This window comes from Brasilonema angustatum (genome assembly GCF_059505445.1).
On record NZ_JCACKO010000057.1, the window covers coordinates 1 to 21,797 of the forward strand.

The window sequence follows — 21,797 nt, forward strand, 5'->3', positions numbered from 1 at the left end:
TCCGCGCTTGGATGGCTCCTGCTGATCAACCTCACGAAAAATTTGTATTCCCTGAAGAGGTACTACCACGTGGTAACGCTCTCTAATAATAGATCAATCGCTTTCGGTGGTGGTCGTGACCAAGATTCCACCGGGTTTGCTTGGTGGGCTGGTAATGCCCGTCTCATTAACCTCTCCGGTAAACTCCTGGGTGCTCACGTTGCCCATGCTGGCTTAATTGTATTTTGGGCTGGAGCGATGACTTTGTTTGAAGTCGCTCACTTCATTCCCGAAAAACCCATATATGAGCAAGGCAGCATCCTGATACCTCACCTTGCTACCTTGGGATGGGGTGTAGGTCCTGGTGGTGAAATTATTAACACCTATCCCTACTTTGTGATCGGTGTACTGCACCTTATCTCCTCAGCTGTACTCGGTTTTGGCGGTATTTATCACGCCATCCGTGGTCCAGAAACCTTAGAAGAGTATTCCTCTTTCTTTGGTTACGACTGGAAAGATAAGAACAAGATGACCACCATCATCGGTTTCCACCTGATCATTTTGGGATCTGGTGCTTTACTGTTGGTACTGAAGGCAATGTTCTTCGGCGGTGTCTACGATACTTGGGCACCTGGCGGTGGTGATGTTCGCGTCATTAGCAACCCAACACTAAACCCAGCGGTCATCTTCGGTTATTTGGTGAGTTCTCCATTCGGCGGAGAAGGCTGGCTCGTAGGCGTCGATAACATGGAAGATGTCATCGGCGGTCACATTTGGGTGGCTCTCATCTGTATTTTTGGTGGTATTTTCCACATCCTTACCAAGCCTTTTGCTTGGGCACGTCGTGCTTTAATCTGGTCAGGTGAGGCTTATCTCTCCTACAGTTTGGCAGCTGTATCTCTGATGGCGTTTATAGCTTCTTGCTTCGTCTGGTTCAACAACACTGCCTACCCCAGTGAATTTTATGGACCAACAAACGCTGAAGCATCTCAAGCTCAGTCTTTCATCTTCTTAGTGCGTGACCAAAAACTGGGAGCTAACGTTGCTTCTGCTCAAGGTCCTACTGGTCTAGGTAAATATCTGATGCGCTCTCCTAGTGGTGAAATCATCTTCGGTGGTGAAACCATGCGCTTCTGGGATTTCCGTGGTCCTTGGCTTGAGCCTCTGCGCGGTCCCAATGGTCTTGACTTGGATAAAGTAAAGAACGACGTTCAGCCTTGGCAAATTCGTCGTGCATCTGAGTACATGACCCATGCTCCCAACGGTTCAATTAACTCTGTGGGTGGCGTGATTACGGAGCCTAACTCCTTCAACTACGTGAATCCCCGTGCTTGGTTGGCGACTTCTCACTTCGTGTTAGCTTTCTTCTTCCTCATCGGTCACTGGTGGCACGCTGGTCGTGCTCGTGCAGCGGCTGGTGGTTTTGAGAAGGGAATTAACCGCGAAACTGAGCCAGTGATGTTCATGAACGAACTCGACTAACAGATTTGTTTTATCACTGACAATCACTTACTTGAAAAGCTCCTGTATCAAAGTGGGGGCTTTTTTTTAACGCAGTTCGACGGAATTCAAGAGTCCGCCATGCGGCAGGGCTGTTTCATTCCCTGTTAATTACATGGTCTTGGTCTCTGCTGAGTGGACCATATCCGGCGACTGGTGCGATAAGCTTGCACAAAAGATGCCGTGGCACCGCTGGCTACCAGACTAACGTTCCCGATTACTGTAATCTGTGCTGCCAATTCCGTGGTGATTATCTCGATAATCGTATTTGCACTGACACCTTGGACAAGTTTGCAACCCGTCGCCTTGGCGATTCTTGTGCCTTGTCCGGGTGTGTCCCCTGGCTCTCCGCATTTAGACCTAAAAGCGTTGGAGGAGTTTCTGGGTTCGTCGTCGAGTCCTGCTGGAGCACGATAGTTGGTGTTCATGCTCAGTGCTAACACCTTGATCTTCTCGGCGACTAGCTTGGCGGTGACCGATGCCTCGGTGATGTTGTAGGAGAGGTTGGAAATTGCCTTGCAGACTGAGTCGTGACCGGCGGCGTCGCCAAACCAAACAATACTTGGCATCACCACGCCAACCGATCTTGCCACCGGGTGGTTCGGCTACCTGATCGAGTCCATAGAATTGGGCTTCTGGAGTGTCCTGGCCGGGAGAGGTCATCCAAGAATCTATCGCTTTGGCTTGGGTAATATTGGCTACTCAAGCTACATTGGTGCTTGAATGCGTAGGGATGTTCGTCCGTAACCGGAGCCGGAAAGTCTTTGTAGTCACCAACCCCGAACCAGACATCAGACCCTAGCCCCTGGATTCTGGTCATCACATCCACGATGCCACTCTTGACGGCGGCGATCGCTGGTTTCATGCTACCAGTCGTGTCCGCGAGAAAATAGACATCCACTTTTGGCACTACCCCAAATTTCGGGATAGTGACTTTCACCACTTCGGCTAACGTTTGATCTATGGACAGAGTGAGATCGTTCGTTGCAGGTGAAACCTGAATCGGAATACTCATTAACTTGAACAACTCCTTTGAACAAAAAGTTTTGCCTTCAAAAGGCACAATTCCCAAAGGTGTGATCTCAATTAGACTCCTAGGACTTACGCATTAACAAAAAGCTGTCTGTGTTAATTCGACACAAGCTTCTACTAGAGGTGTTTAAGGATGTGTTGCCTTACTCCTAGGAGATTTACATACTAAATAATAGATGTACAAAGTGAGGATATTGTGAAGATTATGTCAAGTTTCTCAATGTAAATGTGCTAAAGAGAGCAGTTTTCTTAATACATAGTGTTTATTAGGCTGATGATTAAAAGACTAGTTTCCGCCTAAAAAAGATCTCAAATGCGTTCTAGAAACCCAAACTAAATAGTCTTAAACTCGCCAATCAAACTCATTACTACTAGGAGCGAGGCTAATTAACTCTTCAATATTGCGTTGCATCGTGTTGCAAATCACATCTAACGGTAGATCACTGGGATCGTGCCCGAAAGGCTCTTCGATTTCCGAGCCAATTTCTTCAATACTCAATAAAATGAAACTGATAAAAGCCGTAACAAGACCAGTCCACCAATGTAAATCACTAACTATTTCAAGAGGCAATATTATACAGAAAACCAATAATAATTGTTTGAGTACGATACTATATACCAAGGGCATTGGAGTTTTTAAAATGCGTTCACAGCCACCCAAAATATCTACTAACTCATTCACCAAGTTATGTAAGGCAGTCAACTGAAAAATATCTAGACAATTACGTTCGTACTGATACTGCAAATAATCTCTAATCCATAAGGAAATTTGTAAAGGAGGATGATGAGTATCTTTAAGTTTTAAATACTGCTTTTCGGACATTAACGATGCTAACTGCTCGTCCACAGGCTCTGCTCTTAGATGTAACTTCATCGCGACAGCGAAAGCAACTAGTAACCGAATTGTTGCCTCTTTTTTAACTTTATCTTTCGGTGATTGCTCTTTAACTGTTACGTAAATTCCTTGACCCAAGTTACGAACTGCATTAACTAAAGAACCCCACAGTTTACGACCTTCCCAAAACCGCTCATGCGCTGTGTTTGTCCGGAAAACCAATAGTAAAGTAAAGCCAATATTGAAAGCAAAGATAGCATTGGTAAGGACACCACTCTGATTTCTTAATCCAACGAATAATTTAAAATAATCAAAGAATAATGATATCACAAAACCATACAAGCCAATACAGATGACCCAAGGAAGAATGGTTGGAATAACTGATCTTTCTAATCGGATAATGACCTGAAAAAAATTTAGTTTTTTGCCCTTGTATAGATGATACTTTCCTGATAAGGAATTATCTGCGTTTGTGATAAAATGTTTCAAAAATTTTGGTATTTTAGTAGGATTGAAACGGCTCATCTTTGAAAGCTCCAATAATTGAATATAGAAAATGACAATAAAATGAGGGCAAAATATTAATTAACATAAGTTGCTAGTTAGTCCCTATAAACGGTATATAAGTCATATCATACTAAAACTCCCTTTCTAGTATTACTAAATACTCTTTTTTAAGACATGTCACTTCAATTCAGGCGTTTTTTGATAACTAGCAACTTGGGTTAATTAGTGTCTATTTACATACATTTTGATGTATGATTTTGCCTGATGATCAAGTAATATCGCCGCCACACACATCATCTTCAAAAAAACTTATTTAGTCGTCACTCTTACGTTATATCTTTCTGGTTAAATTAAGAAGACACACAGATCGCAAAAACAGATCGCAAAAAACCCGAGACTGAAAATCTAACAGTCTCCAAATCAGACCAATCGCAGCTATAATGCAAACAACCAACTATTTGCGGTCTGAATCAACTTTTGGAAACTCCTGAATAATTTGATAAATACTCAATTTAGCCGCTAAAAACCCAGTACGAGACTTAGTGGAATTTTGGTATATTTAATTCTCGACTTAGCTTGTAGCAATAGATTGCACTCCTACCTACGGATGATTAGAAGCTACTGTCATTAAACCTAGCGATAACCGTATTTTGCGATTAAGAGTCGGCTGTTAGCTTGATTTTTCTAATCCAAAATCCGTCTTGAAAAGCTTTGAGTCTCCTCTGGAGACGCTGCGCGAACGGAGGAAACCTCGGCTCAAACTTTTCGCAAAAGATAAAATTGGTATAGTCTAGACTCAACCTAATCCAGTGTCAAAGAACCTGCAAGAAACTCACTTAAACCGTGCGCGTGCTAGTCTAAGCCTTGCGCTGTCTTGGTATGGAAATCTTCGCAAACCGGGACAGTCGTCATCAAACTCACAATTAGCAGGTTTGGTCAAACCAGAATTGGAGCTTTTGACCTCAACACTTAACAAACTAGACTATAACCTGGTTCGTATTGCTGTTTTTGGTTTGGTGAGTCGTGGTAAGTCAGCGGTGTTGAATGCTTTACTAGGACAAAAGATTTTACAAACTGGTCCTCTTAACGGTGTGACTCAGTACCCCCGTTCTGTACGCTGGAATCCTGGTGGTAAGGTGCAGGTGGAGTTAATTGATACACCAGGCTTAGATGAAATTGAGGGTGAATCTCGGGCACAAATGGCACGAGAAGTCGTGCTTCAGGCAGATTTAATTCTTTTTGTCGTATCTGGTGATATCACTCGCACTGAGTATCAGATGCTGTGTGAATTGCGTCAGGCACAAAAACCTTTAATTTTAGTGTTCAACAAGATAGACCTTTACCCAGATACAGACAAAACAACAATTTACAATAATTTACAACACTTGGGTGCAGGAAATCCCCAAGGAAAACCCTTAAAACCTGATGAAATTGTCATGGTGGCGGCGGAACCTGCACCAATGGAAGTGCGGGTTGAATGGTCTGATGGTAAAGTCGCACATGAATGGGAGACTCCACCACCACAAATAGACGAATTAAAAGAAACAATTCTTAAAATTCTCAATCGTGAAGGGCGATCGCTCCTGGCTTTAAACGCACTCATTCAAGCACGAGATGCACAAGAGGCGATCGCCCAAAAAACCATCGACTTTCGCCAACAACAAGCAGAAGACCTGATTTGGCAATTTACCAAATACAAAGCTTTGGCAGTAGGGCTAAATCCCATCCCCTTGTTAGATATTCTCGGCGGAACAGTTGCCGATTTAGCTTTGATTCGCTCACTAGCACGCTTGTACGGCTTACCAATGACTGGGTACGAAGCAGGGAATTTTTTAAAAACGATTTTATTAAGTTCTGGTGGCTTACTGTTAGGAGAACTAGGCAGCAGTTTCCTGTTAGGTTTGGGTAAGAGTACAGCTGCAATTGCTTCTGGAGAAAACCCAATAAATATCACTGCTTATGCGGGAACTGCAGCCACACAAGCTGGTATCGCAGGCTACGGAGCATATACTGTGGGAAAAGCGGCACAAGTCTATCTAGAAAAAGGCTGTTCTTGGGGACAATTGGGAGCGAGTACAGTTATTAAAGAAATCTTAGCTGAAGTGGAACCAAATACGATTTTGTATCGTTTGCGGCAAGAGTTAGGGGGATTTTTGGGGTAATACCATTTAGGATTTTAGATTTTAGATTTTAGATTTTGGAGCCAGCGCTGGACTCACCGTAAGGCGTGGCGGCGCACCCGTTGGGTAGCAACCGGCGTACCAAGAACGCCAAGAGGTTATTTGTCTCGAAGTTCAGATGCTGCAGATTGAGTCATTTGTTGCAGGACTTCTAAATCAGGCGGTGGGGTTTCACTCTCCATTCCCAACCACAATAGATACTCGATATTTCCAGCAGGACCAGTAATAGGTGACCAAGTCAAACCTTTATACTTCGATCCTAATTCACCAGCCGCTTGCAACACCTGAAAAATTGCCTCGGCTTGGTCTTTAGAATCACGCACAACCCCTTTTTTACCAACGCGGTTTTTTCCCACTTCAAATTGGGGTTTCACTAACAATACAGCCTCCCGAGGAGATTGCAGCAGCTGCCATAAAGCAGGCAAAATCTTGGTTAAGGAAATAAACGACACATCCACCACCGCCAAATCAGCCAGTTCAGCGTCACCATACAACTCTTTTGGCGTCAAATACCGTAAATTGGTGCGTTCCTTCAAAATCACGCGAGAATCATTTCGTAAACGCCAGTCAACTTGTCCATAACCAACGTCAACCCCATAAACCAGCTTTGCCCCAGCTTGCAGCAAACAATCACTGAAGCCACCTGTGGAGATACCACCATCAAAACAAATACGCCCTTCCACAGGAATTGCAAACACATCAATTGCTTTGGCTAACTTTTCTCCTCCTCGGGAAACAAAGCGCGATCGCTCTTTAATTTGAATTTGAGCCGCAATATCAACTTCCGTACCTGGCTTGTCAATTATCTGACCATCAACCGTGACTTCTCCCGCTTGGATAAAGCGTTGTGCTAAGGCGCGAGACGAACTTAAATTGAGTTCTACTAATAGAGTGTCGAGTCGTTTTTTTACCAATTATCTTTATCTACTGTGGTGTTATTAAATTTAAAGCACTATTTATAATTTTTTCTCGATCAACCAGTTGTTCTAATTCTTCTGGTTGATAACGTCCCTCTTCTACTTCGAGGGTTGCCTCATCGATAGCATTTAAGTACGCTTCTTGTAGGGTTTCCACCAATTCTTCTGAAGATAAGTAATAACCCCCAGCTTTACGACGCTTATTCTCTCTCTGAATTTCCCGAACTGAATTACGAATAGAGACATCCCAAGAGCGAGTTGTGCGATTTTCGGCTTGCTGTTTAATCAGATGTAATAGCAGAATTATGGCGTAGCTACGAATTGTCTTGATTATATCGTTACGGCTCATCTCTTCTAATTCTTCAACGATGACCAACGCTCCTGGTACATCACCTTTGAGCAACAAATCTTTTAACTCTAGTAATTCTTCCATAACCAGCGCCTCAATCGTTGGCACTTTCTATTGTGGCGAATTTTCAGCTTTAGTGCGGTATGCATCGCGAAGTTAGAAAAAAGCGAGTTACCTCAGGGAAACTCGCCTGATTTTAAAACTGACAGAGCAATTTCAATCAATGAACAGTGAGTCCAGTGCTGCAGGAGGGTTTCCCGACAGAGGCATCTGGCGAACCCGAAGGGTTAACAGTGAACAGTTATCAAGCAACTGATAACTGATAACTGTTAAACATCTGTTTCGCTAAACTCTTCAGTCATGTAGTCAAATGGCTCATCGATAAAGGAAGTATCTGTCACACCTGCTCCAGCCGCTTGCTCTTTCGCAATCTCCTTCATAATCTGGATACCACGAACTGTTGGACCAATTGGCACTCCCAAAGAATTGTAAGTTTCCCGTAGCCCTTGCAGCACCCGTTCATCTAGGACATCCATACTGCCAGCAACAAGAGCATAGCTAGCATAGCGTAGGTAGTAGTCCATATCGCGCAGACAAGCCGCATAACGACGAGTGGTGTAGGCATTTCCACCTGGGCGAATCAACTCTGGCAGTTCATCAAATAGTCGAGAACCAGCCTGCTTGACAATTATCGCCGCATTTGAATTGATAGCCGCTGCTGCTTGTACACGTGCCGTTCCGCTTTCAAAGTAGGACTTGAGGCTGTCAATGGCATTCCGATCGAAATACCGACCTGCAACGTCATAATTCTTAATTAAGCCAGTTACTGCATCCCGCATTTCTTTTTCTCCTAATTAATCCTTTCTATGGTTTGATATTAATTTGACTGCTTTTAGCAAGCTTTTATGCTTCTTGTAAAAAAAGCCTCAGCACAAAAACAATCTATAGCGCTAATTATGGATTCTATGCCAAAGTTGACCCCTGCGAGATCAACTGTCTACTTTTGTGAAACTAGTTAAGGAAAGGTTAAATATAATCTTTTAACTTCATGTTATGTTACAAAAGATACAAAATCATCCAAATTTAAATCTCTACGATATTGCAGGTGGCTCATGGATGTGGATTTACAAGCGGGGTCAACATGCTTTGAACACTCTAGTCTTACTATTAGAAAATCGGCAGATTAAGGAGTAACCATGACAACCCCACAAGAAGTCCTGAAACAGATTCAGGACAATAACATTCAGATGATTGATCTGAAATTCATCGATACCCCAGGAATTTGGCAGCATTTGACGGTTTATCACAACCAAATCGATGAGAGTTCTTTTACAGAGGGCGTACCTTTCGACGGTTCTAGTATCCGGGGTTGGAAAACCATCAATGAATCAGACATGTCGATGGTACTCGATCCAAACACTGCCTGGATCGACCCTTTCATGCAAGAACCAACTCTGAGCATCATTTGTAGCATTAAGGAACCACGGACAGGTGAGTGGTACAGCCGTTGTCCTCGTGTTATTGCCCAGAAAGCAATAGATTACTTAGTTTCCACTGGTCTTGGTGATACAGCGTTCTTTGGTCCGGAAGCCGAGTTTTTCATTTTTGATGATGTCCGCTTCGACCAAACCGCGCACCAAGGCTACTACTACGTAGACTCAGTTGAAGGTCGTTGGAATTCTGGCAGAGAAGAAGGTCCTAACCTGGGTTACAAACCTCCCTTCAAACAGGGTTACTTCCCAGTTCCCCCTACAGATACTTTCCAAGATATCCGTACAGAAATGCTGCTGACAATGGCAAAGTGCGGAGTACCAATTGAAAAGCAGCACCACGAAGTTGCCACTGGTGGACAGTGCGAATTGGGCTTCCGCTTTGGTAAGATGATTGAAGCCGCGGACTGGCTGATGACTTATAAATATGTCATCAAGAACGTAGCCAAGAAGTATGGCAAGACCGTCACCTTTATGCCTAAGCCAATTTTTGGCGATAACGGTTCTGGAATGCACACTCACCAGTCCATTTGGAAAGATGGTCAACCGCTGTTTGCTGGAGATAAATACGCTGGCTTGAGCGAAATGGCATTGCACTACATTGGCGGTATCCTCAAGCATGCACCAGCATTGTTGGCACTTACTAACCCCACAACCAACTCTTACAAGCGCTTGGTACCCGGTTATGAAGCACCCGTAAATTTGGCTTACTCCCAAGGTAACCGTTCTGCTTCTATCCGCATTCCTTTGTCTGGTACTAACCCCAAAGCCAAGCGTTTAGAGTTCCGTTGTCCTGATGCGACTTCTAACCCCTACCTGGCATTTGCTGCAATGCTGTGCGCTGGGATAGATGGGATTAAGAACAAAATCGACCCAGGTGAACCTCTGGATAAGAATATTTATGAACTTTCTCCTGAAGAACTAGCGAAAGTTCCTTCAACTCCGGGTTCTTTGGAACTAGCATTGGAAGCACTGGAGAAAGACCACGCTTTCTTAACAGAATCAGGCGTGTTCACCGAAGACTTCCTTCAAACTTGGATTTCTTACAAGTTAGATAATGAAGTTAACCCCATGCGGTTACGTCCTCATCCCTACGAATTTGCCCTCTATTACGATGTTTAATTCCTGACTTCCAGAACGCACTCTTCGGCTTAAGCCAAGGGTGTAAACGGTCTTTTAGCGCTATTTGAGCGCAGAAATCACATAAGCTGAGCCACCCTCACAAGATGGGTGGCTTTTTTCTTGATTTATTCCCCAAGCAACCTTAATGCTATGGGACACGATATAACTCATGATGCCAAGAATTCTCGGTGTACGAATAGCAATGCCTTTCGTGAATACGAAAATTATCAATGTAAAGAGCTTCGATCCAGTCAGCTTTGCAGTAAAAGCCTCTCAAGTGCTGTGGAGGTGGAACTTCTTGCTCGTTTGGATATTTGGTTTTGAGATTATTTATAGATGAGAGTAGCATTTGTTGGCTTTGCAGCTTTTAACCAAGTGGCTGATACTCTTGGTTAAAACGGTCAAGGAGTTTGAATAAGTAGGGCGCACGCAACCAGCTTTGTTCTACTAGAGATTTCGGCATCATCTCTAACTCTCCCCGAATTCTATACTGTCGTGCTACACTAGGCCACCAAAGTAAAAGTTCATAAGCGGGATTATGTAGGAGTTCTTGCCATTTACCACTTTGCTCACTGCAATGAAGTTCAAACGAACGCCCAGAGATTCCATTCAGGTTCATGACTCGCGTTCTTGGAGAATTCTCAACTGCTACAGTTGCAAGAGAGCACACGGAGGTACAAACGTCATTTAAGGATAAAGCTCGTTGGCGTGAACTAACTATCTCTAAAATGGGGTAAGGAACTGTAACTTAATCCCTACCCATCTCTACTCATTACTAGTCATTTTTTGGTAGATTTTCAACAATCAATCGGTCAACAAAATCTCTAAGCCGTTCTTGCCAGTCAGGGACGGCTTTAAGTTGTTCTCTGACTCCTGGCAAAACTTTGAATTGGACAGGGACTTTATCATAAGCCACTTGATTTTTTGGCTGAAATTTGATTCTAGGCATTGTTAGCGCTTTTATGGTCGAGTATACTAGATAAAATAGCAAACATTGACAGCGCTCGTTTCAATGCAACTTGTAGAAAAACACGTGATCAATCGCAATCACCGTCTGTGGAAAGAGTGCGACCAACTAGCATTCAAATCTAAAGACTTATACAATGCTGCTAACTACATTCAACGTCAATACTTCTTTGACTCTGGCAAGTACCACACATTACCAACTCTCTACCATCTAATAAAGAACCACCAAGCTTATAAAGCGTTGCCTACTAAGGTGTCAAAGCAGATTTGCAAAGTACTTTGTCAGGCATGGACTGGGTTTATGGCTGCAATGAAGGCTTGGAGAAAAGACATAGCTGGGTTTTTAGGTAAACCAAGACTACCAGGGTACAAACACAAAACAGATGGTAGAAACATTGTTATTTATCCCGACGAGAGTGTGTCAATACCAGGACTTAGAAAAGGTTTTGTAGTGCTATCACAATGTAGTATTAAGCTACCTACAAAAACTTCAAACGTTGACCAGGTAAGAATTGTACCTCAAAAAACTTGCTATGTAATTGAGATTATTTACTCGAAAGAGTTAGTACAACAGACACAAGGTTACAGTGCAGCTCTTGACGTCGGTTTAAGCAATTTGATGACTGCTACATCTAACAATCCAGGCGTTAAACCTTTGGTTGTGAATGGCAAACCGTTAAAATCTATAAACCAATTATTTAATAAGCGCAAAGCTCAAGCTCAATCCCAACAAGCCCATAGACAAGTTTTAGACTTGGTACATAAGCGCAATAACCGTGTTTCCAACTACCTCCATACTGCTTCTAGACGTGTCATTGATTGGTGCTTGGCGTCGGGTATCAGTCGCTTGATTGTTGGCAAGAATGATCGCTGGAAGCAAGATATCAATATTGGTAAATCCAATAACCAGCAATTCACCGCAGTACCTCATACTCGACTTATCCAAATGCTTGAGTACAAAGGTGCTTTGGTTGGAATCAAGGTGATGACGACTGAGGAAGCGTACACCAGCAAGGCGAGTGCTTTAGATGGTGATGCGTTGCCCAAGTATAGAGAAGCCACGCCTCGCTTCTCTGGCAAACGGATTAAGCGTGGTTTATATCGGTCTGGTACTGGCAGATTCATCAACGCTGATGTCAATGGAAGCTTGAATATTGGACGAAAAGTAATTCCCGACTTTATGAAGGGAATAGAGGGATTGCCGTTTATCCCTGTAGTGGTTGATCCACTACGAATGCATTTGACCACATCTGCCTAGGCTTGACTAGATATGAGTAGGTTTATGCAAGCGGTCAATACAATCGTTGGTCATACTGACGGGATTTTGGCAAATGGCTATGTGATATGAAGGAGTACGTTACGGAACGGTGAGTTGAGGTTGCATTTGGTTTATCAAAAGCAAATCCCCACAACTTTTTATAGTTGTAGGGATTTGCTTTATCTTTTATTTGGTGGCGGGAAGTGGATTTGAACCACTGACCTTCGGGTTATGAGCCCGACGAGCTACCAGGCTGCTCTATCCCGCGTCGTCTCTTCGTCTTCCTCAGTATAACAGCAAAGTTAGAAATTTGGCAACTATAAAATTGATAATTCTCCAATAACTTCTAAACGCTTGTATTTACCGAGGTTCATGAACTTTTCTGACAGGGCTTCCGCAACGCTGGGAGTAATCCAGCCCAACTGCTTAAGTAGATGAATGGCAACAGCATGCTTTGCTCGCTTTGCTCCGTCCATGACTTTAATTGCCAATCCCATGCCCTCACCCAATCTGGCAATGCACTGTACTCCTTCAGCACCAGCTTTGCTGACGAGATCTCCAAGGGCTAAACGCATCAGTTCGGTATCTAATTCTCCCTCTCCTGCCACCATCACAGAGTGATGCGTCATAGCACGCACAATACGCTCCATGTCCAAAGTACTACGAGAAGCAAGCTGAGCATACAACGACGCCATTTGAGCGAGTTGCATCAAATACGTAGGTGCGCCACAGTCATCATGAGCACAGATGAATTCCTCTGCTGGCATTCGCAGCAATTCTGATACTTTGGTGAGAATCAACTGCTGCACTGGGTGTTTTCGCTGCAGGTAGTTATTTAATGACCAATTACATTGTTGACAAACGGCTAGCATACCTGCGTGTTTGCCAGAGCAATTGTATTCCAAACGACTGTACTTACCTTCTGGAATTGGACATTGGAGTGCTGAGGGGTCTACATCAGATCGCCAAAGTATATTAAATGCCTGTCTGACTTGCTCTATTGTTCCTTTATGGGAACTTGTCATAATCGCTAGGTCTTTATCGCTTAGGTTATAGCGTTCTAAAGTCCCTGTGCTGGTTACTGCGATCGCCTGAAAGGGTTTGAGCGCCGAACGGACAAATGTGGCAGTTTCAGCGTTTCCAGCAACGGATAGTACTCGTCCTCGATCATCACAGACGACGGCTTGGACGATATGCTTTGATTCTATAATGCCTTCACGCAGTAACCTGACTTCTAATGCGGCGGCTTGTGTTCGTTTTCCCATTGTCATGGGTAGAAATTTACCATAATTTTGTCCTTTGTCCTTAGTCTTTTGTCTTAAGTCTTTTGCAAATAACAAATTACTTCATGACTCATGACTCATGACGATTACACTAGGTGCCAAACTATCGTACCAGCAACGAACAATACAGCCAAGCCAGCAAAGGTCATTTGTAACCGACTTATAATTGGTTTTATAGAGTATGAAACAATCAGGCGATCGCGTGTCAGCACTTCCTGTGGTTTCATCCAAGTTTGACCGTCATACCATCCTGACTCTTCGTAAAAGATGATTGGACTCATCAGGCGATCGCGGATATAAGACCAGCCCAAATAGAGCCGTACTACTACCAGCACGACTCCCACACTTGATCCTGCTATACTACTGATAATAAACTGTGCACTCTGCTTATGTGGCGCAAAGCTTGCTGCTGCGACTGGGAATGCCACCAACCACGATATTCCCCAAATCCACGCTATTTTTGTGATATACTGGCGCAAATTTAAGGTACAGTCACGAAACAGCCAGGAGGATTTTAACTCTTCGTACTCATTGAGTGGTTGCTGTTCAGAGGGAACTGGGCAATTTGAGACCGAAGATTTTATCATGTTGGTTGACCCTCACCATCTACGGAAGTTGAAAACTCGATACGTTCTGCATGTCCCCAAAACGCTTCTAGATTATAAAACTCCCGTTCTTTTGGCAACATGATATGAACAATGACTTCTCCATAGTCTTGCGCCACCCAGGAAGCCTCAGATTTTCCTTCTACTCGCAGAGGACGCCTTTGCAATTCTTGTTTAATTTTTTCTTCAATTGCCTCGGCGATCGCTCTCACCTGTACTCTCGAATAGCCCGTCACCACCACAAAGTAATCTGCCAGGTAACACACATCTGATACCTTTAGCAGTAATATATCACCTGCTTTGCGGTCAGATGCCGCTTCGGCGACCTTCAATGCGATCTTTCCACTTACATCGTTGGCATCAACAAGTGGGCTTCCTACCAGATTATTTGTCACTGCGATCGATTGTCTTGGGAAGTTGCTTGGGAAATAATCAGACATTAAACCTCAGCTGCTCTCTTTTTTTTTAACAATTTTTTACAATGACTCGCGAACTACAATTGAATTGCAACTGTGAGAGTTTGTTTTTTTGAATACTAACAAAAAAAACAGGCATCTATACGGTTTTTTGTACAATCGGCTGTTTGGCTTTCCACTTTTGTAAGAACCAGTTACGCGTGAGGATGACTCGCGGATGAACCAAACAATAACTCTCAAGCAATAATTTGAGAGTATAGTCACAAGTCAAAGCCACAGCCTGATGAATATTTTGACGGCTAAGTTCCCTTAATGATTGCAATTGTGGGGTATCGCCTCGTCCTGGCTCTATGCTATCAGCCAAAAACACGATAGAGCAAAGCGAACTCATGCCTGGTCTACCTAAAGTGTGATTGGCAATAGCTTTTAACACTTCTTCATCGTCTACGCCGAATGTCTCTCTTGCGACGATCGCGCTTACGTCTGCATGCAACAAATGGGGATTTGCTGCCATCACTTCGTCTACTTCCAATCCTTCTTTGTGTGCCATGTGCAAAAGTTTCTGTGGTTTAAAACATTTTGCTAAATCGTGCATTAACCCAGCGTGTGCAGCTTTTTCTCGATCCACTTTGTAATGAACTGCGAGATCCATTGCCATTTGCTCAACTCTGAGAATGTGGTTCACTCTGGGAGTTGGAACATTCTGTGTTAACCAGGTTAAGACTTTTTCGCGCATAAAGGCAATCCTCTGACAATGGAGGCTTGTTGCTGTAATAGAGTTGAGTGATGAATATATAACTTTATTCTAACGAAGTTTTACTATCTAGATTCCTTTGGTCTGAGGAGGAGATGTTTTTGGGCAAAGGAATTGACAAGTGGCTCAATTGTTGAATCTTCAGCGAGCACTGAGTAGAACAAAGACTCGTAGCGAGTTAATGCTTGTTCAAAAGCATACTGCTCAACTGCAAATTTGCGACTATTACACGCCAAAGTTTTCACTTTTTCTGGGTTGTTGTACAAATCTAAAATCGCCTCTGCTAAAGCTTCAGGTTTTTCTGGAGGAACAACCACTCCACCAGCACTTTGTTTAATAGCTCTTGCTGCTGTGCCATTACTAGGCACTGATCCTACCACTGCCCGACCACTGCCGAGCAATATTTGGATTTTCGATGGCATGTTAAAAGATATAACATTCTTCTTTTGGACCACCAAACCCACATCAGCCGCTGCCAACAATTCTGGTAAACTTTCGCGAGGTTGAAAAGGTAGTAGCAAAACATTATCAGCACCGGATTCGGTGCAAGCCATTTGTAACCGCTGCAAACCTTTTGCTTCCCCTACAATCACAAAGGTTATATTTGGAATATGGCGTAACAAAGAAGCCGCTTTGACAACGGTTTCTAAACCTTGAGTGAGGGCAATGTTGCCAGAGTATAGCACCACAAATTTACCATCTAGGTTATGAGCTACTCTAAAAGCGTTATTTTCTTTTGGCAGAGGTCGGACAAAATTGATATCGACCCAGTTGGGAATTTGTGCAATTTTGCCAAGTGCTACACCTTTTTTTTGTAAATTTTCTACAAAACCGTCAGCAATCACACTAATTTTAGTTGCACTGTGGTAAGCGAATTTTTCTAATGCTGTTAACGCTTTAATAAGCCATTTGTTCTTCAACAATCCAACGTGTAATGCAGCGTCTGGCAATATATCTTGAAGATTTAAGACTACAGGACATCTGAACAACCATCCTAAAAGGGCAGTTGGTAAGCAAACAGGTAACGATGGTGAGGTTGAGAGAATGACATCTGGACGCCAACCTGCGATCGCTGGGAAAAAACTTGTAAGCACGAAGCTTGCATCTAGCAATAGTCGGTCTATTAAGTTGGGCTGCGGACGAATCCAAACATAACTCCGTTGGATTTGAACCCCATTCTTGTACTCAGTCACAAACCACTTGCCCCGATAATTCTCGTATATCTGACGCTCAGGGTAATTCGGCATAGCAGTCACTACGCGTACTTGATGTCCGCGCTTAACCAATCCCTCTGCTAATTCAGTCATCAGGGGAGCAATACCAATTGGTTCTGGAGAATAGTTGTAAGAGTAAATCAAAATACGCATAGTAAATTAGTTTGAGTCTGAAGAACCCCGGAGTCTTTTCTATGACAACATTTGTTGTTAACCTTATTCCGCACTTGTGTGAGTTTATATATGCATTTTCCCTTCAGACGCTACCAATGTTAGCCTTTATTTCTTGAAGATTGAGTAAAATTTGATGCTAGTTTGTAAGAGTTGCGTTAGTATTTTTTTGCCTGAAGGATTGCTATATAAATTATCTATATCATTAAATTCACTTAAGTAGCTACGTAATTATAATTACTTATCTTATGCTCAAAGATAAATATGATTTACGTATAAGTTCAAGAAATTTCTGACAAAAAAAATCTGACACAAGTGCCAGGACATGAAACATTGAATGTTTAGATTTTGTGGGGGTTGGGTAAAACAAGCGAAAAATCTGCGCTAAGGCATTTGCCTGGAAATAAAATACCAGCCGTGTTTAACGGTAACGGGTTGGTGTCGAGGGATCTAGGTCTGACGGCTGGTATTTTATTTTTGCGGTCCACCCTAAGGCAGATTTTTCAGTCATTCGATGAAACGGCTTTGCCGCCCACGCAGCTGCCTCCCGTTGTGGCAACTGGCGTTGGGGATTAGGGGGTTGGGTGAAACCTTGACTCGTGTGTACTCATGAAGCCCGTACAGAACTTTAGGAGAGGCAAAAAAGGCGGCTTTTTCTCAATTACTCTTACTTATTGACCAGTAAACCCGTCTTCTTTACCCTTAGCGTAGCGTTGCCGTTAGGCGATAGCCGTGGCGCAAGCCATAGGCAATAGGTTGTCCGGTTAAGTCAAGGGAAAAATGTAGGGCTAGCCAGAGTAATCACCTGCCTTTTTAGTAAAGTTTTAAGAGCAGTGATCGTTTAGGGGCGTGTTTTGTGATACACCTTTATGCGTCTGTTGATCTGCGCGATCGCTGCTCTTAGGGGGATCCTTAAAAATAAAATACCAGCCTTTGTTTGTTGATCTGTGGGCGTAGTCGGGTACTCGGAGTTATGAGGCTGGTATTTTATTTCCTGGAAAGTGCCTTAAAACCCAGATATGCCATATGCCCTTCTTTAGTTATCGGCATCCTTGAATAGCTTTATCACTTAATCTGCTAGTTGCATCAGTGTTATTCTCATAAAAATCTATTTTCGTCAATATTCATCCAGAAAAATTTTAGATGCATTTGCCCTGTGCTTATTTCCTTATAGAACAGCTTTGAACACTCTTAGCTCGACAAAATGGATTTTGTCGAGCTAATCGTTGCTTTAGACCTGTAAAAATAGATTTAAACAGCGCCACTATTTTTCTTAAATAAGATGGCTACCGTTTTAAAAATTAACTTCAAATCGTAGATTAAGTTCCAGTTTTTTTGATACTGTAAATCTAAACGAATGACGTCTTCAAATTTACGGATACTAGACCGTCCATTTACCTGCCATTCTCCGGTCATTCCTGGTTTGACATCCAAACGTTGCCACTCTGGAACTTCATAGCGCTCTACTTCATCTGGTGTAGGTGGTCTGGTACCGACTAAACTCATCTCTCCTTTGAAAACATTCCAAAATTGGGGTAGTTCATCTAGGCTGGTTCGACGCAAAAAGCCTCCAATCTTGGTTATTCGTGGATCGTTGTCTATTTTGAAAAATGCTCCTTGAACCTGGTTCTGCTTTTCTAATTCGGCTTTTTTCGCTTCTGCGTCAATATACATTGAGCGGAATTTCCAAATCAGAAAGCGTTTGCCCATCCAACCACAACGAGTTTGACTAAAGAAAATTGGACCGGGACTATCGAGTCGAATAGCCACAGCAATAGGGATAAATAAAACTCCTACAATCACCAAACCAACTAGTGATCCAACTATGTCAATAAACCGTTTCATCCAAGAACGAACAGAAGGATGTGTCGTTGGTAGTTCTTCTAATTGGCTTTTTGATGATGTTTGCCCTTGAGACTCAATAGAAAAGACTTTGTCCAGTCCTGTCAGGTTAAGTACTGACATAACCTGAGGGGTAACATTCCGTAGTATAAATTCGATATTTTTTTCATGAGCAATTTTCAAATTACTGACCAAGGCACCTAAACCACTACTATCCATAAAAGTAGTTTGGTGAAAGTCAATGATAATTTGTCTAGTATCGGGATTTGCTAGAGTAATCTCTTGGCAGGTTTGCTTAAAGGCTACAGCCTCAAGCACGCTCAACCGCACTGGTACCTGCACAATTGCCGTGTCATTTGAGAACGTCACCGGAAAATTTACCTCTTTGGGTTGGCTAGTCGTCATGAAACCCTGCACTTTCGTTGCCATGTCAATATAATGTGCCAAACACTATTTAGTCCAAGCGAATTGATAGTTACTTCAGTTGAGATTGGATATCATCAGGGACGATTCACAATAGAACAAGAAGCTAACTTAAAGTTTGAAGTGTAAAGGATGAAGTATGTCAAGAAAGAATAAAGGGTAAGAAATAAAGTATTTCATATTTTATTCTTCATTTCCTACTTTCTGTTTCTCACTTTTGCCGTATCTTCATACTTTTTACTTAATGCTTCATACTTCTTTCGTGAAAAACATTCTTGCTTTTGTGCCAACCTAGCACATACCTATTGCTATCATCACATGACCCTTAAGACTACTGTTACACCTACCGCACGCCTGATAGAGGTCTTTTCCGCCATACAAGGGGAAGGACTGAATGTGGGAACACGTCAAATTTTCATTCGTTTTGCTCTTTGTGACTTGCGTTGTCACTTTTGCGATAGCGCACATACTTGGAATGCACCCGCTACTTGTAGGATAGAGCAAACCCCTGGATTACGTGACTTTGAAATTTACTCGAATCCTGTTTCACTACCCATGTTACTAGAATGGGTTGAGCGACAAAACTTGCCTTGTCTACACGATACCATTACCTTAACGGGTGGCGAACCACTTTTACACACCCCATTTTTGGTAGAATTTTTACCCCAAGTACGCTCAGTGACAAATTTACCTGTATACTTGGAAACAGGTGGACATCGCCCAGAACTACTGAATAGTATACTACCACTAATAGACTCTGTGGGAATGGATTTCAAAATGCCTAGTACAAGTGGCGAAAATCGTTGGCGAGAACATGCAGAATTTCTTCAGATGTGTTGGACATCACAAGTAGAAGTTTTTGTTAAAATCATTGTTTCTCAAACAACAAATCCAAGTGAGTTAGAACGCTCTGCCCAATTAGTAGCATCAGTCAATCCATCTATCCCTGTATTTTTACAATCTGTCACGCCATTAGATGATCCTAGTGCGTTCAAACAACTACCAGTGGTTGCTCCCTCTCCCAGTCAAGTCTTAAATTGGCAAGCTTTAATGAAGCGTTTTCTCAAGTGTGTACGTGTCGTTCCTCAAACCCATAAAATGCTGAATCAACTTTAACTTTTGAGAGTACAAATCTAAACGCGTTAGTAGTTAGTTATTAATTGTCCAACTTAACTACTAACCTTTGTGAAGATATGATCAAGCAAAAACCCAATAGTATAAAGTTTGGATGTAAAAAAATGACATTTCTAGAGAGTTAATCTGTTCTTAATACGGGAGTCAGATGCTGAAAAAAGTCATTCGTAATTCTTTTTATCTTACAGATGATTCAAGCAAAGCATTTGTTTTCCCTGTTAAGCTGCTCGTTAATTGTGTCCGCTGTAAGTTTTACAGGATACATAAAATCGGCATATGGTATTTCCTTGAACAATACCCTCTCCATCAGCGGTGAAAGTACAGATTTATACCCATATAGTGGCAACAGCGCCAATGTCAATCGTTTGGGATATTTTTCGGATCTCTACTACGATCGCTTCAACAATGTGTACTATGCATTAAGCGATCGCGGTCCTGGTGGTGGCAAAATCTCATACAATACACGAGTACAGAAGTTTTCTTTAGATGTGAATCCCAATACAGGCACAATTGGGAATTTTCAAGTACTAGAAACAATTTTGTTCACAAAAGATGGTCAAAAATTTAACGGATTAAACCCCACATTGCTGAATGGCAATGCTGGGACTCTTGGTTTGAGTTTTGACCCAGAAGGATTTACTGTTGCTCCTAATGGTCATTTTTATGTGTCTGATGAGTATGGTCCATCTGTGTATGAATTCAAACCTGATGGTTCATTCTTACGAGCATTTACCATCCCAGAAAATTTAATTCCTAAAGAAGCGAATGGCAAGCTCAATTATGTCGATGGTCGTCCAACTATTACCAATGGACGCCAAGATAATCGAGGATTTGAAGGGTTAACTCTCAGCTCAGATGGTAGCAAACTTTATGCTATGCTACAAGATTCCTTGGTGAACGAAGGTTCTAGCGATGGTTCACCAGACGGACGACGTAGTCGCAATTTACGATTAGTAGAATTTGACACAGCAACTGGCAAGAGTACAGCCCAGTACATCTATCAGCTTGAGAGTTTGGCAGACATTAACTCTCGCATTCCTGGAACAAAAGATGATTTTGGGGCAAATTCCCAAGGGCGTAACATTGGTATCAGTTCTATTACTGCGCTCAATGATAAGGAATTCCTAGTCTTAGAAAGAGATAATCGCGGGTTTGGAGTGGACGCAGTGAATGGATTAGTGGCGGACTCAACCGCAACTCCACCACCTGTAGCCACCAAGCGAGTGTACAAAATTGATTTAACAAATGTAACCAATGTCAGCACAATCAGTTTGGCAAACACCAATACATTACCTACAGGTGTCAACCCAGTTAGTAAATCTTTATTTTTGGATATTGCTGCAACTTTGAGTCCTGACAATCCAGGTGATTGGACAAAGATAGCAGAAAAGATGGAAGGTCTGGCAATTGGTCCGCGACTCAATGATGGTTCTTATGCGCTGCTGATTGGGACGGACAATGATTTTAGTGTCACCCAAGACGACAATTCCACCACCCAGTTTGACATTTGTACTAATGCCAATGGTACCAGCTATAGCAAGAGACCGATTGACAGTGGCTGCCCAAATGGTCAAAAGTTAATTCCTGGGTTCCTTTACTCGTTTAAAGTCAGTTCTGCTGAACTGGGCAAATTTGTCCCACCACAAAAAGTGCCAGAAGCGACAACAACTACTGGGCTTATGTTACTGGGTTTTAGCGGTTTATGGCTCAGACGGCGGAGTCATACTTAAATCAGTGAACAGTTAACAGTGAACAGTTAACAGTGAAGGAGTCAGAAGTCGGAATTCTTTATTTCTTCCTTCTGAATACTGAATTCAGAA

The 21,797-nt window shown here is 42.6% G+C and carries 21 protein-coding genes and 1 tRNA gene; 7 read left to right on the forward strand and 15 right to left on the reverse strand.

The genetic code is table 11. From position 1 onward, the window contains the following. The first annotated feature begins 69 nt into the window (after positions 1–69). Entirely contained in the window at positions 70–1,461 is a 1,392-nt protein-coding gene (gene psbC, locus AC5JM2_RS12195) for a photosystem II reaction center protein CP43 (RefSeq protein WP_495835172.1), read from the forward strand. A gap of 125 nt (positions 1,462–1,586) precedes the next feature. Here the strand turns inward: psbC and AC5JM2_RS12200 are convergent, their stop codons facing one another. The 3 genes from AC5JM2_RS12200 to AC5JM2_RS12210 form a co-directional block, all read right to left on the reverse strand. Next, the gene (locus AC5JM2_RS12200; protein WP_495835143.1) at positions 1,587–1,907 is read right to left on the reverse strand and encodes a hypothetical protein; all 321 of its coding nucleotides are present in this window, start codon (positions 1,905–1,907) and stop codon (positions 1,587–1,589) included. Continuing rightward, the gene (locus tag AC5JM2_RS12205) at positions 1,840–2,142 is read right to left on the reverse strand and encodes a hypothetical protein (protein ID WP_495835144.1); all 303 of its coding nucleotides are present in this window, start codon (positions 2,140–2,142) and stop codon (positions 1,840–1,842) included. Before AC5JM2_RS12205 ends, AC5JM2_RS12200 begins: the two co-directional genes overlap by 68 nt. A 712-nt stretch (positions 2,143–2,854) precedes the next feature. Beyond that, positions 2,855–3,871: a bestrophin family protein gene (locus AC5JM2_RS12210; RefSeq protein ID WP_495835145.1), complete on the reverse strand. Its 1,017-nt coding sequence runs from the start codon at positions 3,869–3,871 to the stop codon at positions 2,855–2,857. Positions 3,872–4,662: 791 nt separating this feature from the next. Here AC5JM2_RS12210 and AC5JM2_RS12215 point away from each other — a divergent pair. Next, positions 4,663–6,015: a GTP-binding protein gene (locus AC5JM2_RS12215; protein WP_495835146.1), complete on the forward strand. Its 1,353-nt coding sequence runs from the start codon at positions 4,663–4,665 to the stop codon at positions 6,013–6,015. A gap of 116 nt (positions 6,016–6,131) precedes the next feature. On the opposite strand, the gene AC5JM2_RS12220 is transcribed toward AC5JM2_RS12215, so the two are convergent. The 3 genes from AC5JM2_RS12220 to apcB all read right to left on the reverse strand — a co-directional run bounded on the left by AC5JM2_RS12220 (position 6,132) and on the right by apcB (position 8,138). Then, the gene (locus AC5JM2_RS12220; RefSeq protein WP_495835147.1) at positions 6,132–6,947 is read right to left on the reverse strand and encodes a TlyA family RNA methyltransferase; all 816 of its coding nucleotides are present in this window, start codon (positions 6,945–6,947) and stop codon (positions 6,132–6,134) included. Positions 6,948–6,957: 10 nt separating this feature from the next. Next, a complete protein-coding gene (locus tag AC5JM2_RS12225; protein WP_495835173.1) occupies positions 6,958–7,383 on the reverse strand; it encodes a DUF29 family protein in 426 nt (141 codons plus the stop codon). 245 nt (positions 7,384–7,628) lie between these two features. Then, positions 7,629–8,138 (reverse strand): allophycocyanin subunit beta, encoded by a 510-nt coding sequence (apcB, locus tag AC5JM2_RS12230; RefSeq protein ID WP_495835148.1) that lies wholly within the window; start codon positions 8,136–8,138, stop codon positions 7,629–7,631. A gap of 214 nt (positions 8,139–8,352) precedes the next feature. On the opposite strand from apcB, the gene AC5JM2_RS12235 reads away from it, so the two are divergent. Then, positions 8,353–8,493 carry a hypothetical protein gene (locus AC5JM2_RS12235; RefSeq protein ID WP_495835149.1) on the forward strand — a complete coding sequence of 47 codons (141 nt, stop codon included), beginning with the start codon at positions 8,353–8,355 and terminating at the stop codon, positions 8,491–8,493. Between the two features lie 2 nt (positions 8,494–8,495). Beyond that, a complete protein-coding gene (gene glnA / locus AC5JM2_RS12240) occupies positions 8,496–9,911 on the forward strand; it encodes a type I glutamate--ammonia ligase (RefSeq protein ID WP_495835150.1) in 1,416 nt (471 codons plus the stop codon). Positions 9,912–10,278: 367 nt separating this feature from the next. Here the strand turns inward: glnA and AC5JM2_RS12245 are convergent, their stop codons facing one another. After that, positions 10,279–10,641 (reverse strand): pyridoxamine 5'-phosphate oxidase family protein, encoded by a 363-nt coding sequence (locus tag AC5JM2_RS12245; protein ID WP_495835174.1) that lies wholly within the window; start codon positions 10,639–10,641, stop codon positions 10,279–10,281. Positions 10,642–10,686: 45 nt separating this feature from the next. Then, on the reverse strand, positions 10,687–10,860 hold the full coding sequence (locus tag AC5JM2_RS12250; RefSeq protein WP_495835151.1) for a hypothetical protein: 174 nt from the start codon (positions 10,858–10,860) through the stop codon (positions 10,687–10,689). 63 nt (positions 10,861–10,923) lie between these two features. On the opposite strand from AC5JM2_RS12250, the gene AC5JM2_RS12255 reads away from it, so the two are divergent. Then, on the forward strand, positions 10,924–12,135 hold the full coding sequence (locus AC5JM2_RS12255) for an RNA-guided endonuclease InsQ/TnpB family protein (protein ID WP_495835152.1): 1,212 nt from the start codon (positions 10,924–10,926) through the stop codon (positions 12,133–12,135). Between the two features lie 191 nt (positions 12,136–12,326). Here the strand turns inward: AC5JM2_RS12255 and AC5JM2_RS12260 are convergent. The 7 genes from AC5JM2_RS12260 to AC5JM2_RS12290 all read right to left on the reverse strand — a co-directional run bounded on the left by AC5JM2_RS12260 (position 12,327) and on the right by AC5JM2_RS12290 (position 18,849). Then, positions 12,327–12,403: transfer RNA gene (locus tag AC5JM2_RS12260), tRNA-Met, on the reverse strand. A gap of 49 nt (positions 12,404–12,452) precedes the next feature. Continuing rightward, a complete protein-coding gene (locus AC5JM2_RS12265) occupies positions 12,453–13,406 on the reverse strand; it encodes an asparaginase (protein ID WP_495835153.1) in 954 nt (317 codons plus the stop codon). 98 nt (positions 13,407–13,504) lie between these two features. After that, the gene (locus AC5JM2_RS12270; RefSeq protein WP_495835154.1) at positions 13,505–14,005 is read right to left on the reverse strand and encodes a CGLD27 family protein; all 501 of its coding nucleotides are present in this window, start codon (positions 14,003–14,005) and stop codon (positions 13,505–13,507) included. Further along, positions 14,002–14,463 (reverse strand): ribosome silencing factor, encoded by a 462-nt coding sequence (gene rsfS / locus AC5JM2_RS12275; protein WP_495835155.1) that lies wholly within the window; start codon positions 14,461–14,463, stop codon positions 14,002–14,004. Before rsfS ends, AC5JM2_RS12270 begins: the two co-directional genes overlap by 4 nt. Before the next feature lie 115 nt (positions 14,464–14,578). After that, the gene (yqeK, locus tag AC5JM2_RS12280; RefSeq protein WP_495835156.1) at positions 14,579–15,175 is read right to left on the reverse strand and encodes a bis(5'-nucleosyl)-tetraphosphatase (symmetrical) YqeK; all 597 of its coding nucleotides are present in this window, start codon (positions 15,173–15,175) and stop codon (positions 14,579–14,581) included. An 83-nt stretch (positions 15,176–15,258) separates the two neighbouring features. Beyond that, positions 15,259–16,560 (reverse strand): WcaI family glycosyltransferase, encoded by a 1,302-nt coding sequence (locus tag AC5JM2_RS12285; protein WP_495835157.1) that lies wholly within the window; start codon positions 16,558–16,560, stop codon positions 15,259–15,261. Between the two features lie 1,269 nt (positions 16,561–17,829). Continuing rightward, positions 17,830–18,849: an exopolysaccharide biosynthesis polyprenyl glycosylphosphotransferase gene (locus AC5JM2_RS12290; RefSeq protein ID WP_495835158.1), complete on the reverse strand. Its 1,020-nt coding sequence runs from the start codon at positions 18,847–18,849 to the stop codon at positions 17,830–17,832. A 312-nt stretch (positions 18,850–19,161) separates the two neighbouring features. On the opposite strand from AC5JM2_RS12290, the gene AC5JM2_RS12295 reads away from it, so the two are divergent. Together AC5JM2_RS12295 and AC5JM2_RS12300 are read left to right on the forward strand one after the other, a co-directional pair. Then, positions 19,162–19,959: a 7-carboxy-7-deazaguanine synthase QueE gene (locus AC5JM2_RS12295; protein ID WP_495835159.1), complete on the forward strand. Its 798-nt coding sequence runs from the start codon at positions 19,162–19,164 to the stop codon at positions 19,957–19,959. A gap of 206 nt (positions 19,960–20,165) precedes the next feature. After that, positions 20,166–21,707 (forward strand): esterase-like activity of phytase family protein, encoded by a 1,542-nt coding sequence (locus AC5JM2_RS12300; RefSeq protein ID WP_495835160.1) that lies wholly within the window; start codon positions 20,166–20,168, stop codon positions 21,705–21,707. Positions 21,708–21,797: the final 90 nt, after the last annotated feature.

Coding starts and splice junctions, on each gene's coding strand:
- AC5JM2_RS12300 (WP_495835160.1), top strand. CDS start 20,166: ATGATTCAAGCAAAGCATTTGTTTTCCCTGTTAAGCTGCTCGTTAATT.
- AC5JM2_RS12295 (WP_495835159.1), top strand. CDS start 19,162: ATGACCCTTAAGACTACTGTTACACCTACCGCACGCCTGATAGAGGTC.
- AC5JM2_RS12250 (WP_495835151.1), bottom strand. CDS start 10,860: ATGCCTAGAATCAAATTTCAGCCAAAAAATCAAGTGGCTTATGATAAA.
- AC5JM2_RS12270 (WP_495835154.1), bottom strand. CDS start 14,005: ATGATAAAATCTTCGGTCTCAAATTGCCCAGTTCCCTCTGAACAGCAA.
- AC5JM2_RS12290 (WP_495835158.1), bottom strand. CDS start 18,849: ATGGCAACGAAAGTGCAGGGTTTCATGACGACTAGCCAACCCAAAGAG.
- rsfS (WP_495835155.1), bottom strand. CDS start 14,463: ATGTCTGATTATTTCCCAAGCAACTTCCCAAGACAATCGATCGCAGTG.
- AC5JM2_RS12265 (WP_495835153.1), bottom strand. CDS start 13,406: ATGACAATGGGAAAACGAACACAAGCCGCCGCATTAGAAGTCAGGTTA.
- glnA (WP_495835150.1), top strand. CDS start 8,496: ATGACAACCCCACAAGAAGTCCTGAAACAGATTCAGGACAATAACATT.
- AC5JM2_RS12235 (WP_495835149.1), top strand. CDS start 8,353: ATGTTACAAAAGATACAAAATCATCCAAATTTAAATCTCTACGATATT.
- AC5JM2_RS12205 (WP_495835144.1), bottom strand. CDS start 2,142: ATGACCTCTCCCGGCCAGGACACTCCAGAAGCCCAATTCTATGGACTC.
- AC5JM2_RS12210 (WP_495835145.1), bottom strand. CDS start 3,871: ATGAGCCGTTTCAATCCTACTAAAATACCAAAATTTTTGAAACATTTT.
- AC5JM2_RS12200 (WP_495835143.1), bottom strand. CDS start 1,907: ATGAACACCAACTATCGTGCTCCAGCAGGACTCGACGACGAACCCAGA.
- yqeK (WP_495835156.1), bottom strand. CDS start 15,175: ATGCGCGAAAAAGTCTTAACCTGGTTAACACAGAATGTTCCAACTCCC.
- AC5JM2_RS12285 (WP_495835157.1), bottom strand. CDS start 16,560: ATGCGTATTTTGATTTACTCTTACAACTATTCTCCAGAACCAATTGGT.
- apcB (WP_495835148.1), bottom strand. CDS start 8,138: ATGCGGGATGCAGTAACTGGCTTAATTAAGAATTATGACGTTGCAGGT.
- AC5JM2_RS12255 (WP_495835152.1), top strand. CDS start 10,924: ATGCAACTTGTAGAAAAACACGTGATCAATCGCAATCACCGTCTGTGG.
- AC5JM2_RS12225 (WP_495835173.1), bottom strand. CDS start 7,383: ATGGAAGAATTACTAGAGTTAAAAGATTTGTTGCTCAAAGGTGATGTA.